Annotated in this window: 16 protein-coding genes and 2 pseudogenes; 9 read left to right on the forward strand and 9 right to left on the reverse strand. The window is 36.1% G+C overall.

Annotated elements, in window-relative coordinates; all coding sequences use genetic code 11:
* The first annotated feature begins 22 nt into the window (after positions 1–22).
* Entirely contained in the window at positions 23–1,129 is a 1,107-nt protein-coding gene (locus SSOP1_RS15015; protein ID WP_009990696.1) for a glucose 1-dehydrogenase, read from the forward strand.
* Between the two features lie 44 nt (positions 1,130–1,173).
* Here SSOP1_RS15015 and SSOP1_RS15020 read toward each other — a convergent pair whose 3' ends face one another.
* The 5 genes and pseudogenes from SSOP1_RS15020 to SSOP1_RS15040 form a co-directional block, all read right to left on the reverse strand.
* Complete coding sequence (locus tag SSOP1_RS15020; protein WP_010924107.1) at positions 1,174–3,306, reverse strand: ABC transporter substrate-binding protein; 2,133 nt, start codon at positions 3,304–3,306, stop codon at positions 1,174–1,176.
* Between the two features lie 157 nt (positions 3,307–3,463).
* Positions 3,464–4,267 (reverse strand): ABC transporter ATP-binding protein, encoded by an 804-nt coding sequence (locus tag SSOP1_RS15025; protein WP_010924108.1) that lies wholly within the window; start codon positions 4,265–4,267, stop codon positions 3,464–3,466.
* Complete coding sequence (locus SSOP1_RS15030) at positions 4,260–5,255, reverse strand: ABC transporter ATP-binding protein (protein ID WP_010924109.1); 996 nt, start codon at positions 5,253–5,255, stop codon at positions 4,260–4,262. Before SSOP1_RS15030 ends, SSOP1_RS15025 begins: the two co-directional genes overlap by 8 nt.
* A complete protein-coding gene (locus SSOP1_RS15035) occupies positions 5,252–6,223 on the reverse strand; it encodes an ABC transporter permease (protein WP_048054281.1) in 972 nt (323 codons plus the stop codon). The genes SSOP1_RS15030 and SSOP1_RS15035 overlap by 4 nt, the downstream gene beginning before the upstream one ends.
* 1 nt (position 6,224) lies before the next feature.
* Positions 6,225–7,338: pseudogene (locus SSOP1_RS15040) on the reverse strand (ABC transporter permease).
* Positions 7,339–7,796: 458 nt separating this feature from the next.
* On the opposite strand from SSOP1_RS15040, the gene SSOP1_RS15045 reads away from it, so the two are divergent.
* Together SSOP1_RS15045 and SSOP1_RS15050 are read left to right on the forward strand one after the other, a co-directional pair.
* A complete protein-coding gene (locus SSOP1_RS15045; RefSeq protein ID WP_010924112.1) occupies positions 7,797–8,912 on the forward strand; it encodes a Gfo/Idh/MocA family protein in 1,116 nt (371 codons plus the stop codon).
* A gap of 183 nt (positions 8,913–9,095) precedes the next feature.
* Entirely contained in the window at positions 9,096–9,794 is a 699-nt protein-coding gene (locus SSOP1_RS15050; protein WP_009988433.1) for a sugar phosphate isomerase/epimerase family protein, read from the forward strand.
* Here SSOP1_RS15050 and malA read toward each other — a convergent pair.
* Positions 9,786–11,867 carry an alpha-glucosidase MalA gene (gene malA, locus SSOP1_RS15055; protein WP_009988431.1) on the reverse strand — a complete coding sequence of 694 codons (2,082 nt, stop codon included), beginning with the start codon at positions 11,865–11,867 and terminating at the stop codon, positions 9,786–9,788. The two genes, SSOP1_RS15050 and malA, sit on opposite strands and share 9 nt — an antisense overlap.
* 447 nt (positions 11,868–12,314) lie before the next feature.
* Here malA and SSOP1_RS15060 point away from each other — a divergent pair, with 447 nt between their 5' ends.
* A complete protein-coding gene (locus tag SSOP1_RS15060; protein ID WP_009988429.1) occupies positions 12,315–12,920 on the forward strand; it encodes an SGNH/GDSL hydrolase family protein in 606 nt (201 codons plus the stop codon).
* A 197-nt stretch (positions 12,921–13,117) separates the two neighbouring features.
* Here SSOP1_RS15060 and SSOP1_RS15065 read toward each other — a convergent pair whose 3' ends face one another.
* Positions 13,118–15,286 (reverse strand): ABC transporter substrate-binding protein, encoded by a 2,169-nt coding sequence (locus SSOP1_RS15065; protein ID WP_063492843.1) that lies wholly within the window; start codon positions 15,284–15,286, stop codon positions 13,118–13,120.
* Positions 15,287–15,422: 136 nt separating this feature from the next.
* Here SSOP1_RS15065 and SSOP1_RS15070 point away from each other — a divergent pair, with 136 nt between their 5' ends.
* Complete coding sequence (locus SSOP1_RS15070) at positions 15,423–16,529, forward strand: aldo/keto reductase (RefSeq protein WP_009988426.1); 1,107 nt, start codon at positions 15,423–15,425, stop codon at positions 16,527–16,529.
* 80 nt (positions 16,530–16,609) lie between these two features.
* Here the strand turns inward: SSOP1_RS15070 and SSOP1_RS15075 are convergent, their stop codons facing one another.
* Positions 16,610–18,451, reverse strand: coding sequence for an ABC transporter ATP-binding protein (locus SSOP1_RS15075; RefSeq protein ID WP_009988424.1), 1,842 nt, complete (start codon positions 18,449–18,451; stop codon positions 16,610–16,612).
* A 191-nt stretch (positions 18,452–18,642) separates the two neighbouring features.
* Between SSOP1_RS15075 and SSOP1_RS15080 the strand changes: the two genes are divergently transcribed.
* From SSOP1_RS15080 to SSOP1_RS15090, 3 genes are all read left to right on the forward strand, one after another.
* Complete coding sequence (locus tag SSOP1_RS15080; protein ID WP_010923244.1) at positions 18,643–19,542, forward strand: IS5-like element ISC1058 family transposase; 900 nt, start codon at positions 18,643–18,645, stop codon at positions 19,540–19,542.
* Between the two features lie 192 nt (positions 19,543–19,734).
* Positions 19,735–20,703 (forward strand): ABC transporter permease, encoded by a 969-nt coding sequence (locus tag SSOP1_RS15085; RefSeq protein WP_010924117.1) that lies wholly within the window; start codon positions 19,735–19,737, stop codon positions 20,701–20,703.
* Complete coding sequence (locus tag SSOP1_RS15090; protein WP_014511458.1) at positions 20,696–21,661, forward strand: ABC transporter permease; 966 nt, start codon at positions 20,696–20,698, stop codon at positions 21,659–21,661. Before SSOP1_RS15085 ends, SSOP1_RS15090 begins: the two co-directional genes overlap by 8 nt.
* A 600-nt stretch (positions 21,662–22,261) precedes the next feature.
* Here the strand turns inward: SSOP1_RS15090 and SSOP1_RS15095 are convergent.
* Positions 22,262–23,748: pseudogene (locus SSOP1_RS15095) on the reverse strand (alpha-L-fucosidase).
* 103 nt (positions 23,749–23,851) lie between these two features.
* On the opposite strand from SSOP1_RS15095, the gene SSOP1_RS15105 reads away from it, so the two are divergent.
* Complete coding sequence (locus SSOP1_RS15105; protein ID WP_009988416.1) at positions 23,852–24,589, forward strand: helix-turn-helix domain-containing protein; 738 nt, start codon at positions 23,852–23,854, stop codon at positions 24,587–24,589.
* Position 24,590: the final 1 nt, after the last annotated feature.

Here is a 24,590-nt window from a genome sequence, read left to right on the forward strand (position 1 = left end):
ACGAAAAGAGGGAAACTACGATATGAAGGCAATAGTTGTAAAACCTCCAAATCCTGGAGTTGAAATTAAAGATGTGAAAGATGATGAGAATAAATTGAGTAATATCGGACTAGTTAAGGTGAAAATTCTGGAAAACGGTATTTGCGGTACTGATAGGGAGATAGTAAGCGGTAAAAGAACCAGTGTAAAGCCCCCTATTGGTAAAGATGAGCTTATCTTAGGACATGAAGCTATTGGCATAGTAGAAGTAGGTGGCTATGGTTTTAAAGAGGGCGAACTAGTAATGCCTATAAATAAGAGAGGATGTGGGAAATGTCTCAACTGTTTAATTGGTAGACCAGATTTCTGCGAGACTGGAGAAGGTCTAGTGGCTGGCACTAAGGGATTAGATGGATTTATGAGGGAATATCTCTATGATGATCCTAAATATCTAGTTAAAATCCCTCCTGCAATTAAGGATATTGCCATTTTGGCACAACCCTTAGCTGACATAGAGAAATCCGTTGAGTCAATTCTCACATCACAAAAGAGAATCCCAATATGGACTTGCGATGATGGAACCTTAAACTGTAGAAAAGCGTTAGTAGTAGGCACTGGACCTACGGGAATCCTATTTTCGCTAGTTCTGAGAACGTATGGATTTCAAGTATGGATAGCTAATCGAAGAGAGCTGTTAGATAACGAGAAAGAAATACTAGATGAACCCAGAATTCTCTTTTATAATTCGGCCAAGGGATACGAGAGTTTAGTCAAAGATGTGGATAAATTCGATTTAATAATCGATACTACAGGCGCTTCAGCATCAATAATACAAGAGTTAGTTCCCCTATTGCAAATCAATGGAGTACTAGGTCTTTTTGGCTTTCCGAGATATGACAACTTTTCTCTAGACTATAAAATCGTACAAGATTTTGTAATAAACAATAGGATTATAATAGGCTTAGATAATGGTCAAAAACCACACTTTCAACAAGCTCTTATTCACCTAGCGTCATGGAAATCTTTATGGCCGAAAACTGCTAGCAAGATGATAACGAAAATTATTAGTATAAATGACGAAAGGGAAGTTATAAGTAGTCTTAGGGAAAAGCTTCCGGGGGAAATAAAAGTCAAAATAGTATGGGAATAAAAAGGCAAAAAAGAAAAATTTCTTCTTTTCATTATTATTTTATTTTATCTCCTTCTTAATCCTAGTATTACTCCTATTATTACTATGATTATAACTACTACTGCTATTATGGCATATAGTGTAGTATTGGATGATGAAGTTACAGTAGTAGTAACAGTAGCTGTGGTGGTACTTACGGATGTGGATACACTTGTGGTAGTTGAAACACTTGTGGTAGTAACAGTACTTGTGGTAGTGCTAGTTGTAGTAGTTGATGTAGTTGTGGTAGTGCTAGTTGTAGTAGTTGTGGTTGTTTGATACACGAATGGGTCATTGGAAGTATACCAACTTGAAGGAACTTGTGAAGTATAATACCACCAAGGCTCAGGAACAGACTGATTAACCAAATGTAAGGCTAAAACAACAGGTAAAGGAGTTGAGGGAAGACTGGTCCATGGGGGAGCCGGCCAATAATAGTTTTGCTGAGTTGGCCAACCAGTAACAGTATTGTTAACATACTCATACCACTCTGCGCCGTATACTAGAGCAATGGAAGGCATATATTTTATCCATAGAGCAGCTAGCTTATTTACTATACTATAATAGGCATTATCGTTTATGCTGAAGTTACCATTTGCCCAGTTCACAAGTTGTTCGAACGTTGGATGGATAATTGATAAATTAAACCTTTCTATGTTATAATATGTGCTATTTCCTATCGGTGTTATGTTGCCGGGGGAATTCCAATAACCATACAAATACCCAGAAAGTGGTTGTATAGGAGTAGGACCGCTAATTAAATCCCACATTAGTCCCATCCAGTAATTGCCAGTTTCCATGTAATTATACCATGTTGTAAACGGTGGTGTTTGTACTTCCACAGTTATGCCTATTTGCTTCAAATCTTGTGCAATTAAAGTTAAATCGGCGTCCCAATCAGTCCATCCGGCTACCGTAATGATGGTCATTGCTGGTACTGCAGTACCATTTGGTGTAATTAGTTGGCCATTAACTAATTTATAGCCGTGGGATTCAAGCAACTGTAATGCAGCAGTAACATTACCTTGAGGTGGAGCGAATTGCTCAGCAAGTTGCAACACCGACGAATTTATATATTGTAGCTGTTGTGGAGGTAATGGAAGAGGCGTAGTTGCTGGCGGTTCGTATCCATATTCGCCCAAATAGTATATTGCTGTTCTATTGATCGCAAGGCTTATTGCTTGTCTTAAAACTGGATCGGATAAAGGCCATTTTAGGTTATTGAGTGTCAACATTGTTGGAAATCCAGGAGCAAAATAGTAATGATAGTGTAGAGGATCTTTTGCCACAAATTGCTGTTGTATATTTGGTTCGAATAGTCCAGCCCAAGTTATTTGCCCATTATTTAATGCAGTATCTGCTTGAACATTACTAGGATATGATGGATAGAGTAAGTATTTTATTCTGGGTTCTCCCGGCATCCAATAGTGTGGGTTGGCCACTAGTACTATTTCTTGCGGGCTGAAACTATATAGCATATAAGGTCCAGTACCTATTGGATTTGTATTAGGGTATGTGAATGGATTTCCAGTCTTGTTTAGTCCTACATATGTTCCATTTGGTAATTGCTCTACTGGGAATATTTTACCCCATTGTGCTGGGTCCACAGGCCATTGCTCCAAAATAGTATACAATACCATTGGCGTTACTCCAGGTTTAAATACTATTTCTAGCTCATATGGGTTTATTATTGTCATGTTAGCTATTTGATTAGCTGAATATCCCAATTGTGGGTATGCTTGTTCTAACGCTAATGTGTACCATACTGCTGTAGCGTTAAATGGTGTGCCGTCAGTGAAGTATACGTCATGCCTTAAGTATAATATTAATGCCAATGTTTGTACCTTAGTACCATTTGGCAAGTTAACATAACCGGTAGTAAATGTCCAATTGGTGGCTAACCATGGAATAATTTGACCACTTAGCGAATTAACTAGGGCTAATGGTTCGTAAATAAGCCAAATTAGACCTCCGGGTAAGGCTGGAGCGTTCCATGGATTAAAGTTATCTTGCCATACTATACCCGGACTAGGCATAATTACCATGCTTCCTTCTGGTTGTACTGATGTTGACTGTGATAGTATTGGCATTGCAAATATCCCTATGCTTATTACCATTAATACTGTAATTATTGTAGAAATTATCTTATACCTTTTCATACCTATACACCATTAATCTGTTTATAATGGTATATTAGGCTATATTTAAACTTTTCTCAGTAATTAAAATCACAATTTTCTTGCAACCTAATTAGTGATACAATCTCTTAATAGATTTTCAAGCAAATATCAATAGAAATTAAGAATATAAAAAATGTTATTCAATTCTTTTATATGGATCTGGTACTGCTTCTATTAATAGTCTGGTATACTCGTGTTTTGGATGTGAAATAATAGTTCCCACATCACCCTCCTCCACTATCCTACCATTCTTCACCACATATACCCTATCAGCCACATATCCGATTGTAGCAATATCGTGAGTAATGTACATAATCGATATCCCTTTCTCATCTCTTAACCTCTTAAATAAGTCTAATAGTGATGCCCTTATTGAGGCATCAACGTTTGATACTGGCTCATCAGCTATTAGCACCTTAGGATTTAGTGCCAACACTCTAGCCAAGTAGACTCTCTGTCTTTGTCCTCCAGAAAGTTGGAACGGATACTTATTGAGAAAGTCTTCTGGAGGAGTTAATGCAACTTCTCTTAGTAACTCTTTTATTCTCTCTTCAATATCACCCCTATATTTGTATATCTTTAGTGGCCTTTCTATATGCCATTTAACTGTATGAGCTGGGTCTAGTGAGGAATAGGGGTCTTGGAAAACTAATTGAACATCAGCTCTATACTGTTTTAGTTGTTTCTTATTCGCTTTGGTAACATCTAAACCCATGGGAGTATAAATTATTGAACCTTTGGTCGGTTTCAATAACCCTACTATCATCCAAGCTATTACTGTCTTACCTCCGCCGCTTCCTCCCACCATACCTACAATCTCATTCTTCCTTATATCCATATTCACATCCCATATCCCCGGTCTATGCTCTTTTCCAAAAACACCTTTTCTAACTATGAAGTCTTTATATACATGTATTAACTCAATGAGCTTGTCACTCATAAGCTTTCTTCACCTCATTTCTCCATTCCGGATACCTAATGCACTTATAAAATCCAAACTTATCATACGCTACGATTTGAGGTGGGACTTCCTTACATGTGCTCGTAACAAAGGGACATCTTGAAGAAAAGACACAGCCTTTAGGATATCTTATAAAACCCTCAAAGTCACCAGGAATTCTAGGTAGTTTTTTCCCTCTAGATCTAACGGTAGGTACACTACTAAGCAGAAGATAGGTGTAGGGATGATAAGCTTCCTCCAATAACGTATTATACTTACCATACTCTACTATTTGCCCACCGTACATTACAGCTATGTAATCTGATATCTGGAAAAGCATTGCTATATCATGACTTATAACTACCAGTGTTAGATCCTTTTCCTTCTGTATTTTCTTTAATAATTTGAGTATTTCATATTGCACCACTACGTCTAATCCAGTAGTTGGTTCGTCCATTATGAGTATTTTTGGATTTAATAGGAGTGAGATTGCAATTACAACCCTCTGTTTCATGCCTCCAGACAATTGGAAAGGGTACATATCTAATACTTGCCTATCAGTTAACCCTACCTCTTCCAATGTGTTATACACAACGTCAATGTTGGCATAATAATCCATTCCTTTAGCCTTTAAGATATCTGTAAAGGTCTCCTTAACCTTTCTGATTGGGTTTAGGGAGTTTTGCGCAGCTTGAGGAACGTAAGATATTACGCTTCCCCTTATTTTATTTAGCTCATCTCTTGACATCGAGAGAATATCGTATTTGCTATCTACAATTATACTACCCCTCTCCACGTATAATGGGGGATTTACAAATCCCATTATCGTTGTTGCAAGAGTAGACTTTCCAGAACCTGACTCCCCTGCAACACCTATTATTTTACTTTCCGGGATGTCAATACTGACATTTCTTAGGACTTTTATTATACCGTAGTCCGATAAGTAACCTACGTTTAAGTTTTTTACCGATATTGAAATTTCGCTCATCTAGTCATCACTTCCTCCTTCTCTTTTGTTTTTTCTATTTTCTTCATATATTTCTTTACGTCCCATATCCTTAGCCTTGGATTCGCAACTCTATCAATCCCTATGTTTATTAAAGCGAACGAAAACGCTACTAAACCAATCATAAGCCCAGGAGGAATGTACCACCACCATAATCCTCTTAGATAAGCCTCCCCTCCTAAGGACCAATAAAGCATAGTTCCCCAATTTACTTGTGTTAGACTACCCAATCCAAAATAATAAATGAATGTAAAGCCAGCTATTCCATAAATTGCAGTAAAGAAGAAGTTTGACGCTATGAACGGTAGATTATTAGGTATAATTTGATTGAAAATTACACTTAATTTAGATTCTCCAATAAGATCAGAAGATAATATATACTCCCTTCTCCTTAACGATAATACTAAAGATCTCAAAACCCTAGCACCCCATGCCCAACCAGTTAATGAAAGAGTAAGCAAAATTGTTATATACCCTAGTTTAAACTGTAATGCCCCTAGATATGCTCCTATTAATTCGATAATCAAAATACCGGGTATTATTAAGAAAATCTGAGTTATTGCACTTAATATTCTATCAATTATCGTCTCTGCATATAATCCTGCGGTTACTCCTATGAGGATAGCTATTAGCGTACCTATTAAACCTACAGCAAAACCTACTCCAATTACTGGAAATCCACCTACTAAAAGTTGAGAAAAAATATCATGACCATAGTCATCTGTGCCTAATAGGTGTTGAGGTGAGGGTGGTAGATCCCTAGGAAAGTTAGTCGCGCTTGGATTGTATGGAGTATAAAATACTCCTATTAAGGAAAATACTATTATCCCTAGTAGTATATAGAACCCAACTCTTGATACTCTTTGTTCCCACACACCTCTTATTAGATTATAAACCGGACCGTACTTATCTATTTTTAAATTAAAAGTATTTAACTTTCTGCTGGCCATCTTATACACCCTCCGTCTCCTCTTGACTTGTCCTAGGATCTATTATTGTGTAAATTATGTCTGCGACGAAATTACTTAATACCATCGCAGTAACTAACATGAAAAATATTCCGCTTAGTAACGGGTAATCCAAACCGGTAATGGCTTGATTAAAGAAGTAGCCTAAACCTGCATAGTTAAATAAATACTCTATCGCAACAGCACCCAATACAGAGTATCCTAAGGAAATGGAGAAACTGGTAAAGTTAGGTAATAATGCTAACCTATAGGCCTTACTTGCAACCATTTTTTCTGATACTCCCATTAACCTATAATAATTCATATAATCCTCTTGTAAAATGGGTATCATATTATTTCTCATTCCCATTATCCATCCTGCTAGGGAAAAGAGAATTAGTGTTAATGTGGGTAATATTGCATGATATATTACGGACCAAATAAAGGGCAAACTCATAGTAGGTTTGAGAAATTGAAAGGTATTATATTGCCCACCCGTAGGGAATATGTGAAGATCAATTGCTAGTACTTCTATTAAAATCTCCCCAGTAACAAAAACAGGAAACGTATATAAAAACATCATGAGTCCCAATATGGCGTAGTCACTTATTTTACCTCTTGACAAAGCAGCCACTCTGCCAAGCAAATTACCTATGAAGAAAGAGGCTACAATAGCTGGTATTACTATACCAAAAGTCCAAGGAGCAGCTTCAGTTATTATTGTGCTTACAGATACTGGAAATTCGGTAAGAGAAACACCGAAATTCAGTGTAACTATTTCTTTTAAGTAATTAAAATACTGAATATAAAGAGGTTGTTGATACTGAGCTAAACCTAATTGCTGAACAAGAATTTGAATCTCTTGTTGAACATTTTGCCCATAATTGGATCCAGCTCCACCAATTCTACTATAAATTATGCTTGCCAATGCACTACCAGGTATTAGCCTAGGAAGGATAAAATCTATTGTAATTCCAACAAACCAAACTATGATGTAATATATACCCCTTTTGATCAAGAAATCTCGTCTCACTAGAGACCCACTATTAGAATCTTTGAAATAGAGATATATAAATTATGAGTATCAACAACAATTTTGTTAATTTAGAATAAATCATATAAAGTATTCATTTATTTTCAATTCTACATATGATTTGACTGTTGACGAAGAGAAGATGTCGCAATTTCTAAATCCTTTCTCAAAAAATTTTGTTGCACAATTAAAGGATTTAACAAAATTGGTATTAGAGAAATTTAAACTAAGTTTCAAATAAATGAAATTGTTATCCACACTTCATAAATATTATATGTAAAAAACTTAAACTACTAAAACAGTTCTAGATCTTTAAATGAGTATCTGCACAAGGGTTGTGATAAAAGAAGTGTTAAATCGTATTAAAAATTGAAAATAGTCTTTAGACTTAATGAAGTTCTATCTCTTTTTTCTCAGCATACCAAAAAAATAGCAACTTTTACTCGATAAGACTAATCTCCTCGTTATGTATCCCTCTTAAGTTTGTTGATTTTCGTTACTAGTTAGATCATTTTTACTGCATGAAGCAGTTCCTTCCTAAGCGTGAAGACTATATTATTTTTTATTTTAATATTTAACTCTCAATACATGTCAAAGAGAATTGGTGTAGCGGTTGTAGGTCTAGGCTCAATTGGTAAAACTCACGTAAAAGCATTAAAGGACTTAGAAAAGGAAACAGAATTCGTAAAACTAGTTGCGGTAGTGGATCAGATTAAGGCAATAGCAGAAAAAATAGGAAGTGAATACGGTACACCCTATTATACCACTATAGATGAAGTATTAAGAAACTCAGAGGTCGATGTCATAAGCATAGCAACCCCTTCCTATTTGCACGCACCCCAGGCTATTTTAGCAATTGAATATGGAAAACACGTAATAGTCGAAAAGCCAATGGCTACCACTCTAGCTGGAGCTAGAGAGATGGTAAGTAGGGCTGAGAGAAATGAGGTTAAACTAGGAGTAATATTCCAAGAGAGATATGCCCCTGACATAAGGAGGTTAAAGAACGATATCTTGAAAGAGCTTGGTAGAATATATTTGATAGAGTCAGAATTGAAATGGTACCGTGATATGAAGGGATATTATAAGAGGGATGAGATAGCTAGGAGTTGGAGGGGCATGTGGAACACAGAAGGAGGTGGAGTTATGACAAATCAAGGTATACATACTATTGATTTAATGATATGGCTTAATGGTGAAGTGGAAGAGGTGTCTGGATTTGTTGACAATTTAACTCATGATGGAATCGAAGTCGAGGACACAGCAGTCGCGATTATGAGATACAAGAACGGAGCATTAGGTACTATTTCTCAAACAGTCTCAATGAAGCCCACTACTTACCAATACAGGAAGATTAGGGTAAATGGAAGTAATGGGTTTGTGGAAATTACTGACGGTAGTCTTAGTACAGTCGCAATTGAGGGTAAAATAGAGGAGTCAAAATCCAGTGTTGAATATAAGAAAGAAACGATAGCTCAGCCAGGTAATTTGCATAAGGAGTTGCTCAGAGATTTCTTAAGGGCTCTATCAGAGGATAATGATTTTCCGATAAATGGAAAAGAGGGTATGAAAAGCTTAGAGGTGATAAAAGCCGTTTACCTTTCCTCAGTTAATAGACAAGTAGTGAAGTTACCTTTAGATGTTAGGATTGTAGTGTAACCATTTTATTATTCATACTTCCTAGCTGATTACGATTAAGAACTTTTTTTCGCATCTTTCCTTATTTTTTAAAAACTATTCTAGATCTCAAAAAAGTTGAACAGTGCTTACTACTCTTTAATAATTTTTTTGGTTAACTAGTTAAAGCTAAATTTAAATATCAAATACGTGTTCCTCTCATCTATGAAACTCGGAATACAAAGTTATTCGCTTAGGAAATTAACTTATGAGAATGCTTTAAAGGTAATGTCTGAGTTAGGAATATCCTACGTTGAAGCGTTCCCAAGACACTTGCCTCCTTCTTCTAATAGTGTTAAGGATATAATCAATTTACATAAAGAAAACGGAGTCAAAGTTATCGCCCATGGGGTTAACCATCTTAAGAGCGATAAGAAAGAGTTGAGAAGTATCTTCGACTTCGCAAACAAGGTTGAAATTGAGGTAATAACTGCGGATCCAGATGAGGATTGCCTTAACTTGATGAGTGACCTAGTAAAGGAATACGACATTAAAGTTGCCATACATAATCATGGTCCCTATCATAGATGGGGGTCTTATAAGAAGATTTACGAGTTCACGAAAAACTTAGATTATAGAGTTGGAATGTGTCTTGATCTAGCCCACTTATTTAGATATGGCGAGAATCCAATTGAGGCAGTAAATACACTAAGGGATAGAATTCACGACATTCATGTAAAAGATGTAAATAATAAGGGAGAGGACGTAATAGTGGGTAGTGGAATTTTAGATGTGAAGGGAGTTATAGGCAAGGTAAAGGAGTTGAATCTAGACATACCGCTAATGATAGAATATGAGCCAGAACCAGAAAACCCTCTTCCGGGAATAGTTAAGTCCTTGGAGTACGTGAAAAAACTACTCTAGGTTAATCTTTCCCCTAATTTTTTGATTAATCTTAGCAACGTAAGTGTTTTGCATTGTCTTCTCTACTTGAATTTCCTTACTATCGTCAACTATTATCTTGCTCACTGGTTTCTCTGATGTGATAGTTAGCTTAGATACATAAATCTCCCTTGAAAACTTAATTTCATTACTTGAGGAGGTAATTTCAGCATTATCGTAACGCTTGAACGAGGTCTCACCGTAAACTATTAACTCGTCACCCTCCAACGGGATTATTGATCCTTCTCTCAAGTAAATTGGCAACTCATGAGTAGACTTAACAACACTCTTACCGTTTATTATCTCGCCATTCCAGTAATTGTACCACTTACCTCTAGGTAATGTTACTAACCTACTCTCCTCTTTACTTACAATTGGAGCGTAAAGCAAATACTTACCAACCATATACTCGTCTTCTATTCTATACATGTCGTCATCATCCTGGAATTCGTAAAATAGAGGTCTAATTACCGGATGTCCCTTCTCACTAGCCTCTAAAGCTAAGGAATAAATATAGGGTAAGAACTTATACCTCAACTCCACGATTTCCTTTACTTTCTCCTTATAGTAATCTGGCAGGAAAACTGGTTCCGTATCTATACCATCAGTTGCCTTGTGTGACCTATAGAAGGGGAAGAACAAGGCTAAAGCATAATATTTGACTAATAAATCCATAGAGTTGTCAATTTCCGCGAAGTTCCTGCCTTGAAATCCACCTATATCACAACCTACAAATGGTACACCAGAAATCGATAAGCCGAGAACCAATTGTAGTTGAAGCTTCAAATCATCCCATGAAGGGGTATTATCACCAGTCCAGATGAATGCGTATCTTTGTATTCCGGCATAACCGGCTCTACTCAAGATAAATATTTCATTCCTATGGCTTGTCCTAAACCCCTTAAACGTTGCCATAGCCTCATATAAAGGATAAGCATTTCTAACTTTTTCGTGTTTAACCCTCTTTCCCCTCAAGTAGTGAACTACGTTATCTGGAAAAGTGGTAACAAGTCTATCATCTCTGAACTGTACGGGTAACGAAGATAAAACGTCTCTGATCTCAATAGCCCTAGAGAAGTCAGTTGGTTCATTCATGTCTAGCCAAATACCATCAACTCCTTGTGAAAGCCATTCGGAGATTAACCCAGCCCACCATTCTCTAGTATCCTCCCTGAAGAAGTCTGGATAGACAGTAGTACCAGGCCACATTTTACCTACGAATAGTTCACCACTTTCAATCTCACAGAATTTTCCCATTCCGGAAAGAAATGGTGAATAATTCTGATCAACCCTTATTCCGTGGTCAACTATTGTAATTAGCTTAACGTTTCTCTTGTGTAATTCGTCAATTAGCTTTTTAGGTTCTGGGAACCTATAAGGATGCCATGTAAATAACTTATAGGAGTCCATGTAGTGTATATCTAAGAATACTCCAGCTACTCTAAAACCCTCCTTTTGCATTATATCTACTAACTCAACAACCTTATCCTGGGGGTAGTAAGAGTAGCGTGATATCATGTAACCGAAAGCCCACATGGGAGGTAGGAAAGGTTTTCCGGTAAGCTCCGTGTATTTCTCTAGAACGTCCTCAATTCTTGGCCCTTCAATCACGTAAAACTCTACTGAGTCCTCTGGAATTGTAACAATTACTTTATCGTATTCCTCAAGTCCCACGTCGAAGATCACTTTAGAAGCTGAGTTGAAGAAGTAACCAGTTGCAACGCCGTCTTTCACTGATATAAATAAGGGTATACTAACGTAAAGTGGATCTTGATATTTCTTATAAGCCCCAGCGTCAACGTTATACATCACATACCTTTTCCTCTTTCTATCCAACTCAAACGCCTTCTCTCCCAATCCTATAATGTGCTCTTTCAAATCCAATGATTTCTCGACAATAACCTTGTTACCTTGTTGAACTATTGTTAAACCCAACTCTGATAAAGATTTATTCGATGATATCTTTTGCTCAAGTGGGAATTCTATGGGGGGAAATGGTTCTCCTATAACTACTTTGTAAACGCCTTTGTTCTCGTATATTTTTATTGTCTGCATCCCTTATCACCGTATACAATTCTCTTCAAAATATAAAGCTTTCTTTATCTAGTTTATCTAACAACTAGATTGTTATCCTTTTTTCGGATTATGACAATAACTAACTACATAACGTTAAGTTTAAACCAATTAGTATTTATTGGAAAAGCGTTGAATTCGATAATTCCTATGAATACCTACCTTAATATTTGCTATTACTTAAAGATAAATAATAGATACTAACAATTTTAATATAAAAACATTATTAGCTCAAACATAATTCTTTTAAAAACTATATAACCCTAGGATTTTACGTAAAATGCTAACCAATAACATGCATTCGAGACACACTTTTAACTAACTATGCTAATCCTTAATTAAAGAAGGTTTAACAAAATAGATTTATATACTAACCCTATATCATATCATAAATGATCTGTCTTGCGGTTAAGTAATGGAGACGTTATAGTGTTTGCTGGAGATAGTATAACCGATCGTGAGAAGTCAAACAACGCTCCTTTAGGGTATGGGTATGTCAATCTTTTTTATAATCTTATGTTGGCTAAACATCCAGAGACGAAAATTACTGTTATAAATTCTGGTATAAGTGGAAATACTGTAATCGACCTCATAGATAGATGGGACGATGATGTGCTAAGTTATAAACCTAATTGGATATCGATTTTAATTGGTATAAATGACCTCCATAAGTTTCTAGGTGGCTTAACGACATTTAACCCTGAAAACTACTATGAAAACTTGAGACGTCTACTAAAATATACTAGAAAAGTGCTTAACAACGTGAATTTTATTTTAATGACCCCATTTTATATCAGTAGGAATAAACTTGAGGGTGGATTTAGGGCTAAGGTGCTGGAACTATTACCTCAATATATAGAGAAAGTTAGATTACTATCTAACGAGTTCTCTGCAACTTATATTGACCTTCACGACACTTTTAAAAAACTAGTTAATATAAGGGAACCTAACGTCTACGCACCAGAACCAGTTCATCCAAATTTCACAGGGCACATGGTAATTGCCTTAAAGCTGCTTGAGGCATTGGAAATATGATTCATTTATAATACGAATTATATGAGATAAATTATTTTAAATCTCTTCAGTTATATTTGGAAGTTTCATTATAATGAGTTAACTATTAATACTGGCTCTTAAAATAATTTATTAAAAAGATTCTTTGCAATTCCTACACTAGTTTCCTTGTATTTATATAAATGCAAAAAATAAAATACCTTATATAATAGAGTTTATTATCTTCTTCTTACCACTACATAAGCTACTACTGCTATAATTACAATTATAACAACAATTATACCAGCAATAACACCAGTAGATAACCCACTAGATGTTGACACAGTACTAGTTACCGAAGTAGTACTCATAGAGGTTGTAGTAGTGACAGATGTTGACGCACTCGTTGTAGTAACAGTTGAAGTACTTGTGGAAGTCTGAGTTACTGTTGATGTGGAAGGCTGCAACATAGCTAATAATGATGGTGGTGTTGCAGTATTGGCCTTGCCGTATATGAATGCAAGTAAATCTTGCCAAGCAGCTTGAGTATAAGCAACCTCTTGTGCGTTAGACATACCAGGAGGTCTAGGAGCAAGATTCATTAACATTAATAGATTTCCTCCTATCCAAGGTTCCACATTCCATGTATAGAAGTATTGTGGAGTCGAAAATCCAATATAGTATTGGTCCTCATATTCGTATCTTGGATATGCGTCAAAGACCACTGGGATTGCGGGTAAATCCTTTATTAGAATAGCTGCCATTTTATTATATATCTGTTTTAGTAATGTTACATTTGTTGTATCTCCAGCCTGTATCCAAAGGTCTATAAATTCCTTAGGAGGGATCCATCTACCAAAATCAGAATATACATATACCCCAATAGTTTCTAGAGCAGTTACGTTTGGCTGATCAGTACCAGGTATAAGTGGAGGTATGAACGCAGATTCCCACACATAATAAGGACTGTAAGCATTAGTGATCCAGTATATTAAATCATACTGACCCCCATCAAGAGCCGGGCCGAACATTTGTGAAGGAGTTTCTGACACAACATTAATCTGTAGTCCTATCTGTGCTAGATCCTCTGCAATTAGTTGAGTAGTGGCATAGGTATCAGAGAAACCTTGATAATTTATCATTGTATAAGTTGGTAGTGGTGTACCATTAGGGAAACTTAATTTTCCATTAATTATTTTTAGACCGTGCGATTCCAAAATCTGTATAGCTTCAGTGAGATTATACTGATCTACTTGATGGGCTTCCTGTATAATTGTTGAATTTAACCAGATTTCTTCCATTGGAGATGGTAAGAAGTCAGCAGGTGTTGGAGGAGCTCCGGTAGGTATCCCATATTGCGAACCTAAAGAAATTTGTGTTCTATTTAAGGCTAATGACAACGCGTATCTAAACCAGGTCTCGTTCCAAGGCCAATAGTTAAGCCTAGCAAAGTTTATCCACAAGAACGAGGGTTGACCTCCAGATCCATTCCCTATACTTGCCATACCATGATAATATTGAGGATTAGCATATGTAAATAACTTACTGAAAGGAGTTGATCCAGTACTTCCAGTTCCACCCCACTGCGCGATTCCTTTAGCTAGAAGGCCATATGCTTGAGCATTACTAATCCCAACATAGTATGTGAACGTTGATATAAATGGCCTACCTGGGATCCAGTAGTATGGATTTCTATAGAATGTAGCTTGGGTTTCTGTGGCCTTAGCTAAATAATATGGACCTGTTCCCACAGGTATGGGTATTACTGCTGCAGCTGGATTCGTTAAATTAGCGTATTGTTCCCAAGGGACAATAAATTGCTCTAATAAGTCATACAACGCGTACTGGACGTTTGGTTTACCAAAATGGAAAATAACCTCGTATGGATTAACTTCGGTTACTGTAACATTAAATGGATTTCCATAGACCTTAAAATAGTCTTGATAAGTTGCAACCACATCCTTAGCTGAAAATGGCCATAATATTTGTCCTTGCGTACCATTAGGTAATGTTCCATTATAGTAGAAATAAACTCCATGTCTTAGATATACAATGAAATTTGTATTATTATCTGTGAATGTCCAGTTTGTCGCCAACCATGGATAAACCTGACCTGTCATGAAATCTGCAATTCCTAATGTCTCGAATATAAACTCATAAGGAATATCATCGGATCTCTCTCCTACTCCAAACACGTTCCAATTATTAGGTACAATAGGTCCACTTCCGGTTGTTACTCCAAAAGTTGGATATGACGATGCCCATGGAAAACTATAGCTTGCTGCCGGATTTAATTGAGGTGATTGTGAATTGACTACTCTGCTACTGATAATAAATGGCATAAAGGCTGAAAGTGCCATTAATATTAATGCAGTAAGCCCTATTACATTTTTTATCTTTTTGTTCATAACTTCACTTACGTTTCATTCGATATTATGATATATAAAGTTTTATGTTAACTAGTTAAGTTGAATAGGGGACAGAATTTATATCGTCAAGGGATTTATAAAGAATTAAAATTTAATAAAATATTAAGTAAGAAAAATGGCGAAACTTTTATATTTATGGTATCAAACATACAAAATGTGTAATAAGATGGAGTATATGAAATTTGGTAATAGTGGTTTAAAAGTGTCGAAGTTTTGTCTAGGTACATGGCATTTACCTCCGTCTAAGGAAAGGGATAGCTACGGGGTTTATAAGGTAGATGAGGAAGAGAGTAAAAAGACAATTGTAAAGGCAATAGATCTTGGCGTAAATTTCTTTGATACTGCTAATGTCTATCATGGTGTGATGCAGGGACCAGACGTTTTCCATGTAGGTAATGCTGAAAGGATATTAGGGGAGGCAATTAAGGGATACGATAGAGAATCGTTAGTTTTAGCTACAAAGGTTCGCGGGAAGATGGCTGAACATGCTAATGGTGAAGGACTTTCAAGGAAGCACATTATGTGGCAAGTAAGAGAATCGTTGAAGAGATTGAATACTGATTATATCGATATATATTTAATGCATAGACCAGATCCAGATACACCAATAGAAGAGACTATGGAAACATTTCACGATTTGGTAAGACAAGGTAAAATACACTACATTGGTGAGAGTTATTTTGATCCGACAGACATACCCTATTTAGTTAAGATTGCAAAAGACCTACATGTTCCTTTCATAGCCATGCAAGAACCCTATAATTTTTTAGAGAGAGACATAGAAAAAGATAAATTTATACTGGCAAAAACGTATGGATTAGGAATAATGGCATATATACCCTTAGCACAAGGAGTTCTTACAGGTAAATACCTTAATACTACTCCAGATATGAGTAGAGCTACATACGTACCCGAAATATCTAATAGGTATTTTACTAAAGAGAATTTCGAGGTTTTAAGGGAATTTCATGAAATTGCTAAGGAACTAGGAGTCACAGATACCCAATTAGCCTTAGCGTGGATTTTCAAGATTCAAGAAATCAATCAAATTACCATAGTCCCTATAATAGGGGTTACAAAAATTAATCAGCTAGAGGAAAACATTGAGAGCCTAAATGTGAAGATATCGAATGATACATATAAGAAGTTAGACGAAATTTCAAAACGCGTTAAGGTAAATTGGGAAATTAAATATAATAAGATTATAAAAAGATTTGAATAACTTTTGAGTACTTTGCCAATATAATTTTAAATTACAAAAAATCTATAGTTAAGTCATTTATATTCAACATTTGGAAATTATTAGATAGTTTTATATGGATCCGGCACTGCCTCTATTAAACGTTTAGTATACTCATGAGATGGATTGGATATAACTTCATAAGTGTTTCCCTTTTCTACTATCCTTCCCTTATAAATAACCATAATCTCGTCAGCAATATAATTTACAGTTGCAATGTCGTGGGTTATGTATAATATGCTGATACCATTCTTTTTAAACTTCTTAATTAGATTTAATATGCCTGCCCTCAACGAGGCATCTAACATGGAAACTGGTTCATCAGCAACTAACACTTTAGGTTCTACAGCAGTTGCTCTAGCTATTGCCACCCTTTGCCTTTCTCCACCAGATAGCTCATGAGGATATTTATATAGATATTTCTCGGGTGGCTTTAATCCTACATTTTTAAGAACCTCAATTATTTTCGGTAATAATTGATCTTTATTTGAAACCTTTTTATGTATGAGTAAAGGTCTCTCTACGTGCCACCTAACAGTATGACGAGGATCAAGCGAAGAGTAAGGATCTTGGAATATCATCTGAACGTTCTCCTTATACCACATAGAGTTCCTCACGCCGTATTCACTCACATCTTTTCCTAATAGAATTATCTTACCAGAAGTCTGTTGAATCATACCAGCTAGTATTTTAGCGATAGTAGACTTACCATGTCCACTTCCGCCTACCAATGCTGTTATAGTGCCCTTCTTTAACTCAAAGGATACATCATTAACAGCATTGATGGGTTCACTTAAAATAAGGTTTTTTCTAATATAATAAATTTTACTTAAATTCAGTATCTTCATTACAACCTCATGTTGATTGCTCTCTGATAAATCAGTTTCTGCCTTCTCCTCAGCATAATATTCTAACGGTATGGGAAGAGTAGATAAGTCAACATATCCCCCTTTTTGTAGGAAACACCTAGCCTTATGACCATCCATTATATCTCCTAAAGCTGGGTTAAGAGTGCTACATTTTTCCATCTTGAATGGACATCTATCATAAAACCTACATGAATTAGGTACTTTCGATAGCATAAGTGGTGGATTCCCTGGTATTGATAATAATTTCTCTCGTCTCTTTACCAAAGACGGGAGGCTACTTATAAGAAGGTATGTATATGGATGAGACGGCCTTTTTATAATTTCCTCCTTTGATCCAATCTCTACTATCTCACCAGCATACATTATGCCTACTCTATCCGATATCATCAACAACATTGATATATCATGAGATATAATTACTAAAGAAACACCTAACTGTCTTTGTATTCTCTTTAGATCCTTAAGTATTTCATATTGGACAATAACGTCCAGTCCTGTTGTAGGCTCATCGAGTATTATTAAAGAGGGGTTTAAGAGAATAGACGTAGCTATTACAACTCTTTGCCTCATACCGCCTGATAACTCATGCGGATACATATTAACTACATTATAAGGAAGATCCACTAACTCCAGTTTCTCTTTTATTAACTTACGTGCCTCTTCCACATTTACTCCATGACTTACCGCAGCTCGCATCATTTGATCACCTATTTTAGCTACTGGATCTAACGCATCCATAGCAAACTGAGGTACATACACGAACTCTTTCATTCTAAGCTTTCTGAGTTCTTCCTGAGTAATTGATAAGATATCTTTGTCTTTCAAATAAACGTGGCCCCTAAGGACTACTCCAGGGTACTTAAGTAAGCCGTAAATTGCCATTGCTAACGTAGACTTCCCACATCCAGATTCGCCCGCTATAGCGAAAATCTCATTTGGATATACCTCAAAATTAACGTTAGTAACACCAATTACAAATCCATCTTGATTAAAATAACCTGCTGTTAATTCATTTACCTTGAGTAAACTATCCATAATCTCCTCCACCTTAACAAAAAATATAGTAACTCTAAAATAAAAACTTTTTGCGATATATTGTTATTCTGTATTTTCGTACAGAAAGACGATCGAATCGATTTAGTTTAATCTTAGTATCAGAATGATGCTTTGTGGATTGCTTCAGAATTGTACAAAAAGTTTATAAATTATTCGTTTAAGTATTACCTATGGAAAAGAGTAAGTACAAGAGGGACTGGAGCAAGTACGACGAGAACGTCATTACTAGATATAAGTTGATGTTCCCCTTCTACGTATTCGAACATTGGTGGGACTTATTAGCAGAGGAGAACAGGAACGCTAGGACAAAGTATAAAGCTCCGAAGGAGTTCGACGAATTCCTAGCCTTCCTCCACATCTTCCTACCTTACAGAGCAATAGAAGGAGTATTAAGAGCCTTAGAACAATTGAAGATCATCCCCACAAGCCTCGATTACTCAACAATATGGAAGAGAGTGAGGAACATGAAAATAACCTTCCCCGAGGCAAGTGACGAACTTGAAGTAATTGCAGACGCTACAGGCATTAGCACAAACACGGGAGGACAATACATTGTTGCCAAGTGGGGTAAGACTAGGGATTCAAAATTCCTCAAGATCGAGATAGTAATGGACAATAACGAATTCAACGTGATAAACGCTGAGGTCACTAGCAACGAGGTTGAAAGCGCTGTAAAAACAGTTAAGGATCTTCAAGATAAGGGAAAGAAGGTCAAGAAGTTTTATGGAGATAAGACATATGACGCCAATGAGGTTTACAAGACCGGAGTTGAGGTTGTAGTTCCTCCCAAGAAGAACGCTTCTACTAAAAGGGGCCATCTTGCTAGACGTAAGGCTGTGCGGGAGTTTAGGAAGTTGGGTTATGATCGTTGGAGGGAGGAGAAGGGTTATGGCGTTAGGTGGAGGGTCGAGTCCTTGTTCTCTGCGGTGAAGCGTACTTTTGGGGAATCGGTTAGGGCAACAAGTTTTGCTGGACAAGTAGTTGAGGCTAAGCTCAAGTTCTGGGCTTACGCGTGGATGGTTCACTTGGCGAATTCTGTAGTCGGTAGGGCTCCGGGCATTAGGGTGTAAGCTTGAGAGGAACGTTGAAATAAATATTAATTACTGAAAAATTAGTGTTATACAATATCGTTTTAATGAGACAAATTGAACAAATCAACAAAGTATCAGAATGACAAAAGTTTATATACAATGGTAAAACATAATTATATTTGGTGATACCTGACGAAAGTAACTTATATTCTCTACAAACTTGCAATTTATGTGGCCACATTTTTTGTGGTCATAACAGTAAACTTCATATTACCAAGATTAATGCCAGGAAGCGCTCTTGCTGTAGTAATATCCTTAATTGAAGGACAGAATGGTGTCGCTGCTACAGCTGGAAGTAGCGCGATAGCCCTTGAAGTAAGCCAGCTTGAAGCTGCATTTGGTTTAACTCCTGCACCATGGTATGTACAGTATGCGCATTACATACAAGGAATATTTACGCTAAACCTAGGAGCCAGCATAACATATTACCCAACTCCTGTACTCTCCATAATTTTAAGCGGACTACCTTGGACATTATTTCTAGTCGTAGTTGGAGCAATCATAGCCTTCTTCCTTGGAAGTTATCTTGGAAGTATAGCCGGTTTTAACAGAAGAAGTAGAAAAGATTTAGTAATATTAATAATTACATCAATCTTGGCTGCTTTGCCTTCATTCGTTATTTTAATGTATTTAGAAATGTGGTTATCCGTGCAACATGGAATATTTCTTATAAGCTTCCCAAGCAAGATTAATACTAGTCCCAATTCAATTATGGCCCTTTCAAGATTTTATACACTCCCAATAATAGCGTTAATGTTTACATCATTATCGGGATTTGTGCTGGGAATGAGAAATAATATGCTACATACGATTAGAGATAATTATGTAACTTACGCAGAGATTCTTGGATTAGATCATAATCGAATTAGAAAGATGGTTTACAAAAACTCATTGTTACCAAATATAACCGCCTTTGCAATAATATTGGGTCTCGCAATAAGCCAGTCACTGACTGTAGAAGGTCTATTAACGACACCAGGTGTGGGATTCTTCTTCGGGTTAGCATTAACTTCAAAGGATTTACCCCTTCTCCAAGGGATTTTCTTATTTATCGCAATAATGTTAATACTTTCAATAGCTATAGTAGAAGCAATCTACACTATTCTAGATCCTAGAGCAAGGGTGAGTGAAAGTGAGTAAATATTACAATAGAATTAGAAAAGCATTATTTAATAATAAATTTATATTAGCTGGAATTGTAATAATCTTAGTAGACTTTGCGATAGGGATAGTGGGAGCTTTTTGGACACCGTATCCAGTTTCAGAAACCTTCGGAATTTCTCTTCCTCCTAGTTCCGCTCATATCTTAGGGACTGATGAATTTGGTCATGATGTTCTCTCAGTGATGATGGCATCTACGCTAACCTCTCTAATTGTAGGAATTTCAGTTGGAGCATTAATTGCAATTATTAGTACGCTAATTGGATTGTTTGGAGGCTACTACGGTGGTAAGATAAGTGGTGTAATAATTGATATATTAACTATTACCGCTTTAACTATACCAGGTGTCATCTTATTAGTAATAATAGAAGCGTACTTTAGAGCTGCTAGTTCGACTATAAATATAACCTTGAGTTACATAATAGTTGTTATAGGACTTGCGATAACTAGTTGGGCTTTCGGTGCCAAGCAAATAAGAGCTCAGGTCCTTTCTATATCAAAAAGGGATTATATTATAGCTTCAAGATTAATTGGAGAGAAATCTTGGAGAATAATATTTAATCAAATATTACCATCGATACTTCCATTAACAGTTGCACAGTTTCTTTTTGGAGTACTATATGGAATCTTATCACTAATTACTGCAGAATTTTGGGGTGTATTGCCAACTAACATAAACAATTTAGGAACTATGCTATTCTTTATCTCATCCAACGGAGCTTACCTAAGTAATCAGTGGTGGTGGATATTAGGTGCGATAATACCAATTATGGTATTAGGCGCTGGTCTAGGGATATTGAATATAGGAATAGACGAGTTTATTGATCCTAGACTAAAAGAGGTTAAACCTAAGGTAATTCCGGAAAAGATTGTTATACTTGAGGAACAGGAGATAATAGAAGTACCAATGTTAGGAAATTATAAGAATAGAAAATGATTCTAATGTATTAAGAAGATATATTCAGATTTTTACTATTTTAAAAACTTTTACTAACTTCCTATACATTAAATCAAGTTAGGGATTAGATATATTTAATACTAGCAATTAAGAACATAGATAAAAGAAATCACACAAAGATATGTGATACTCATAATTCATTGTACTAAGTAGTATATAATTAAAAGGGAAACTTATCCATATGAAATAACTGAATTTTAACTTAAATTAAATTTACCTAGATAAAGAACTCTGTCATATTTAAATTTTACTAGATACTTATATAGGTTAGTACCGCTATTTAAACCCGAAAAATCACATAAATAAATATTTTAACTTCAGATCCGTAACTATTAACAATAATGTATTTTCACGTGACGATATGCTAATTCTTTTTCATAAGGAAGCGGTATTGTAGACAATTTTACAAGCATTATTCAACTTTTATACGAATTCTCTTAACACAATACAATTTGAATACATCCTTTTGAAGTTCCCGTTATAGTATGCACTAGGTATCTGGGCAAAGAGATTTGAAGCCTATTGAATACTAAGCAATAGTAAATTGTAACCCAATAATATACTACTAAGTAGAGCTAACTATCTATAATCTAGGATAACCCTTATAACAAGAGGAGCCCTTATAACTTCCTCTATTTTTATCTTTAAACCTTCATCACTTAAACTCCACTCTAACTTACCTTTCCCATCTAATCTGCTTACATCTACTATTACAGCTTCTTCTATTAGCTTTAGATTTTTCATAAACGACCTTAACGTAATTTCCTTAGGCTTTCCGAAGAGAATAGCGTAAATATGCCTTTGTCGCGGATAATAGTCTTTCACAGTGTATCTCACATCTTGATAGCCTAAAGTAATTTTTCTCTCTGTAAAGAATCCCCCTTCATTAATTCCAGAAGGACCTTCTCCGTAAACTCTCCACGGTTTTGATCCGAAAATCGCTTCGCCATTTACATTTAGCCAATCCCCAACATCAAGTAGAATTCTCTTAGCCTCTTCTGGTATCGTACCGTCAGCTTTAGGTCCTATATTCAAGAGAAAAACTCCATTTTTACTAACAACATCACCTAAATGGGATAATATAACACTAGGTAGCTTGTATTCAGCATCTTTGATGTAACCCCAGGATTTGTAGTCTATAGAAGTGTCAGCTAACCATGTGGAGGGATATACGTTCTTTATTGTTCCCCTTTCAGCTAAATCCGGTATGGCTGTACCTTCCCCAAATGCCCCTTGCTTGTAAATTATTACGGGTTCTATTCCCCATTTATATGACCTATTATAGTAATAGGACGCAAAGGCCTTCAAATATGGTTGGAAAGAGGGATTGGCAATCCACCAGTCGAAATAGACTAGCCATGGCCTATACTTTTCAACAGCCTCAACAATTCTAAGCAACCAATCCATTAGAAACTCATCATTTGGCTGTACATTATCCAGTGAAGGTGGATCTCTAGGATTTAGGGAAGCAGACTGAGCTGGGCCATATAAATCAAGATATCTGGGGTCCTTTACATCAGACTCTATTTTCATCCCTTGATCGAAAAACCACCAGTGCTCAGCCCTATGATACGAAATGCCAAATATTAGCCCTTGACCTTCAACAGCTTCCTTAAGTTCTCTAACAATGTCCCTTTTAGGTCCAATCTTGGTTGCACACCACCTAGTGTAATTTGATTCCCATAGTGCAAATCCATCGTGATGTTCTGCAACTAGGACTACGAATTTAGCTCCACTTTTCTTAAAGACCTTAGCCCACTCATATGGATCCCAATTCTCTCCAGTGAACATCGGTATGAAATCCTTATATCCGAAATCGGTTACTGGGCCGAATTTTTTAGGTGATATTGGTGTTCTGGTCTATCTGGCATGTACATGTATCTAGGGTACCATTCATTACCAAATGCTGGTACTGAGTATACTCCCCAATGGATAAAAATACCGAATTTAGAGGTGGTAAACCACGATGGGACTATATACTTTTTTAATGAACTCCAAGTAGGTTTGAAAGGACCATTAGATGGTACTGGAAGTGATTTCAAGATTTTGTAAGAATTTTGTGACATTTAACTGACCTACCTATTGATTAAAGGAAGTACACTTAAACTTTTCTTAAGTTGATTAACATTTAGCTGATAATGTCTTTCAGGGTAAAGCAGTTTTGGGAAAATGCTTTCATTAACGTATAATTGGAAAGCTTTTAAACTTTTAAAAAAGTATGAACTTGTGAGCCATAAGTACATTAACGTGATGGTTTCGCATCATGGCTGTTGGTCAGAGCTCACGAGTGTAAATTATATTGATACGTTAATTAACATTGAGTACTCTAGTTTTGAGATACTTAAGGCAAGTAGGATTGCTATGATTAGAGGGAGTAAAGAAAATATTAAAGGGCAGATTAAGAACATTATAACTAAAGATAGGAGTATTATAGACTTTGATATATCAGAGATTGTTAGTGATAATAATAAGTACTCAATCTATTTAATATCAATGTTACAAGAGGCTGAGAATACGATGATAAGTAAACTGAGAGCTAAGGGTACTTCTATCATTGGGACTACCATACGAGATGGTAAGGAGATCTACGACGTTATAGTACCAAGAGACGTTAAGACTTTAGTTGTAGACGCCATAATGAAGGATGACAGGGTAAAAATTATCAACTTCGTGGAGAAGGACGTTAATGAGGAATTAATATTCAAAGTAATAAGTAGGAACTCGTTCGAAATGCTTCTAACTGAAAAGGAGAGAATGCTATTGAGAAAGGCAAGGGAGTTAGGTTATTTTAATGTGCCTAGAGATAGGAACTCTCAAGAACTAGCTAAACAATTAGGAGTTAGTAAGATGAATATCTCTTTCTCTTTAAGGAAGATACTTAAAAAAATCTCTGACTTGATAGATTAAC

It is taken from the genome of Saccharolobus solfataricus (assembly GCF_900079115.1).
Classification (GTDB): Archaea; Thermoproteota; Thermoprotei_A; order Sulfolobales; family Sulfolobaceae; genus Saccharolobus; species Saccharolobus solfataricus.

What these genes read in the sequence shown, in the direction of transcription:
- SSOP1_RS15070 (WP_009988426.1), top strand. Translation starts at nt 15,423, where the DNA reads ATGGCGAAACTTTTATATTTATGGTATCAAACATACAAAATGTGTAAT.
- malA (WP_009988431.1), bottom strand. Translation starts at nt 11,867, where the DNA reads ATGCAGACAATAAAAATATACGAGAACAAAGGCGTTTACAAAGTAGTT.
- SSOP1_RS15105 (WP_009988416.1), top strand. Translation starts at nt 23,852, where the DNA reads ATGCTTTCATTAACGTATAATTGGAAAGCTTTTAAACTTTTAAAAAAG.
- SSOP1_RS15075 (WP_009988424.1), bottom strand. Translation starts at nt 18,451, where the DNA reads ATGGATAGTTTACTCAAGGTAAATGAATTAACAGCAGGTTATTTTAAT.
- SSOP1_RS15020 (WP_010924107.1), bottom strand. Translation starts at nt 3,306, where the DNA reads ATGAAAAGGTATAAGATAATTTCTACAATAATTACAGTATTAATGGTA.
- SSOP1_RS15025 (WP_010924108.1), bottom strand. Translation starts at nt 4,267, where the DNA reads ATGAGTGACAAGCTCATTGAGTTAATACATGTATATAAAGACTTCATA.
- SSOP1_RS15015 (WP_009990696.1), top strand. Translation starts at nt 23, where the DNA reads ATGAAGGCAATAGTTGTAAAACCTCCAAATCCTGGAGTTGAAATTAAA.
- SSOP1_RS15035 (WP_048054281.1), bottom strand. Translation starts at nt 6,223, where the DNA reads ATGGCCAGCAGAAAGTTAAATACTTTTAATTTAAAAATAGATAAGTAC.
- SSOP1_RS15030 (WP_010924109.1), bottom strand. Translation starts at nt 5,255, where the DNA reads ATGAGCGAAATTTCAATATCGGTAAAAAACTTAAACGTAGGTTACTTA.
- SSOP1_RS15065 (WP_063492843.1), bottom strand. Translation starts at nt 15,286, where the DNA reads ATGAACAAAAAGATAAAAAATGTAATAGGGCTTACTGCATTAATATTA.
- SSOP1_RS15050 (WP_009988433.1), top strand. Translation starts at nt 9,096, where the DNA reads ATGAAACTCGGAATACAAAGTTATTCGCTTAGGAAATTAACTTATGAG.
- SSOP1_RS15080 (WP_010923244.1), top strand. Translation starts at nt 18,643, where the DNA reads ATGGAAAAGAGTAAGTACAAGAGGGACTGGAGCAAGTACGACGAGAAC.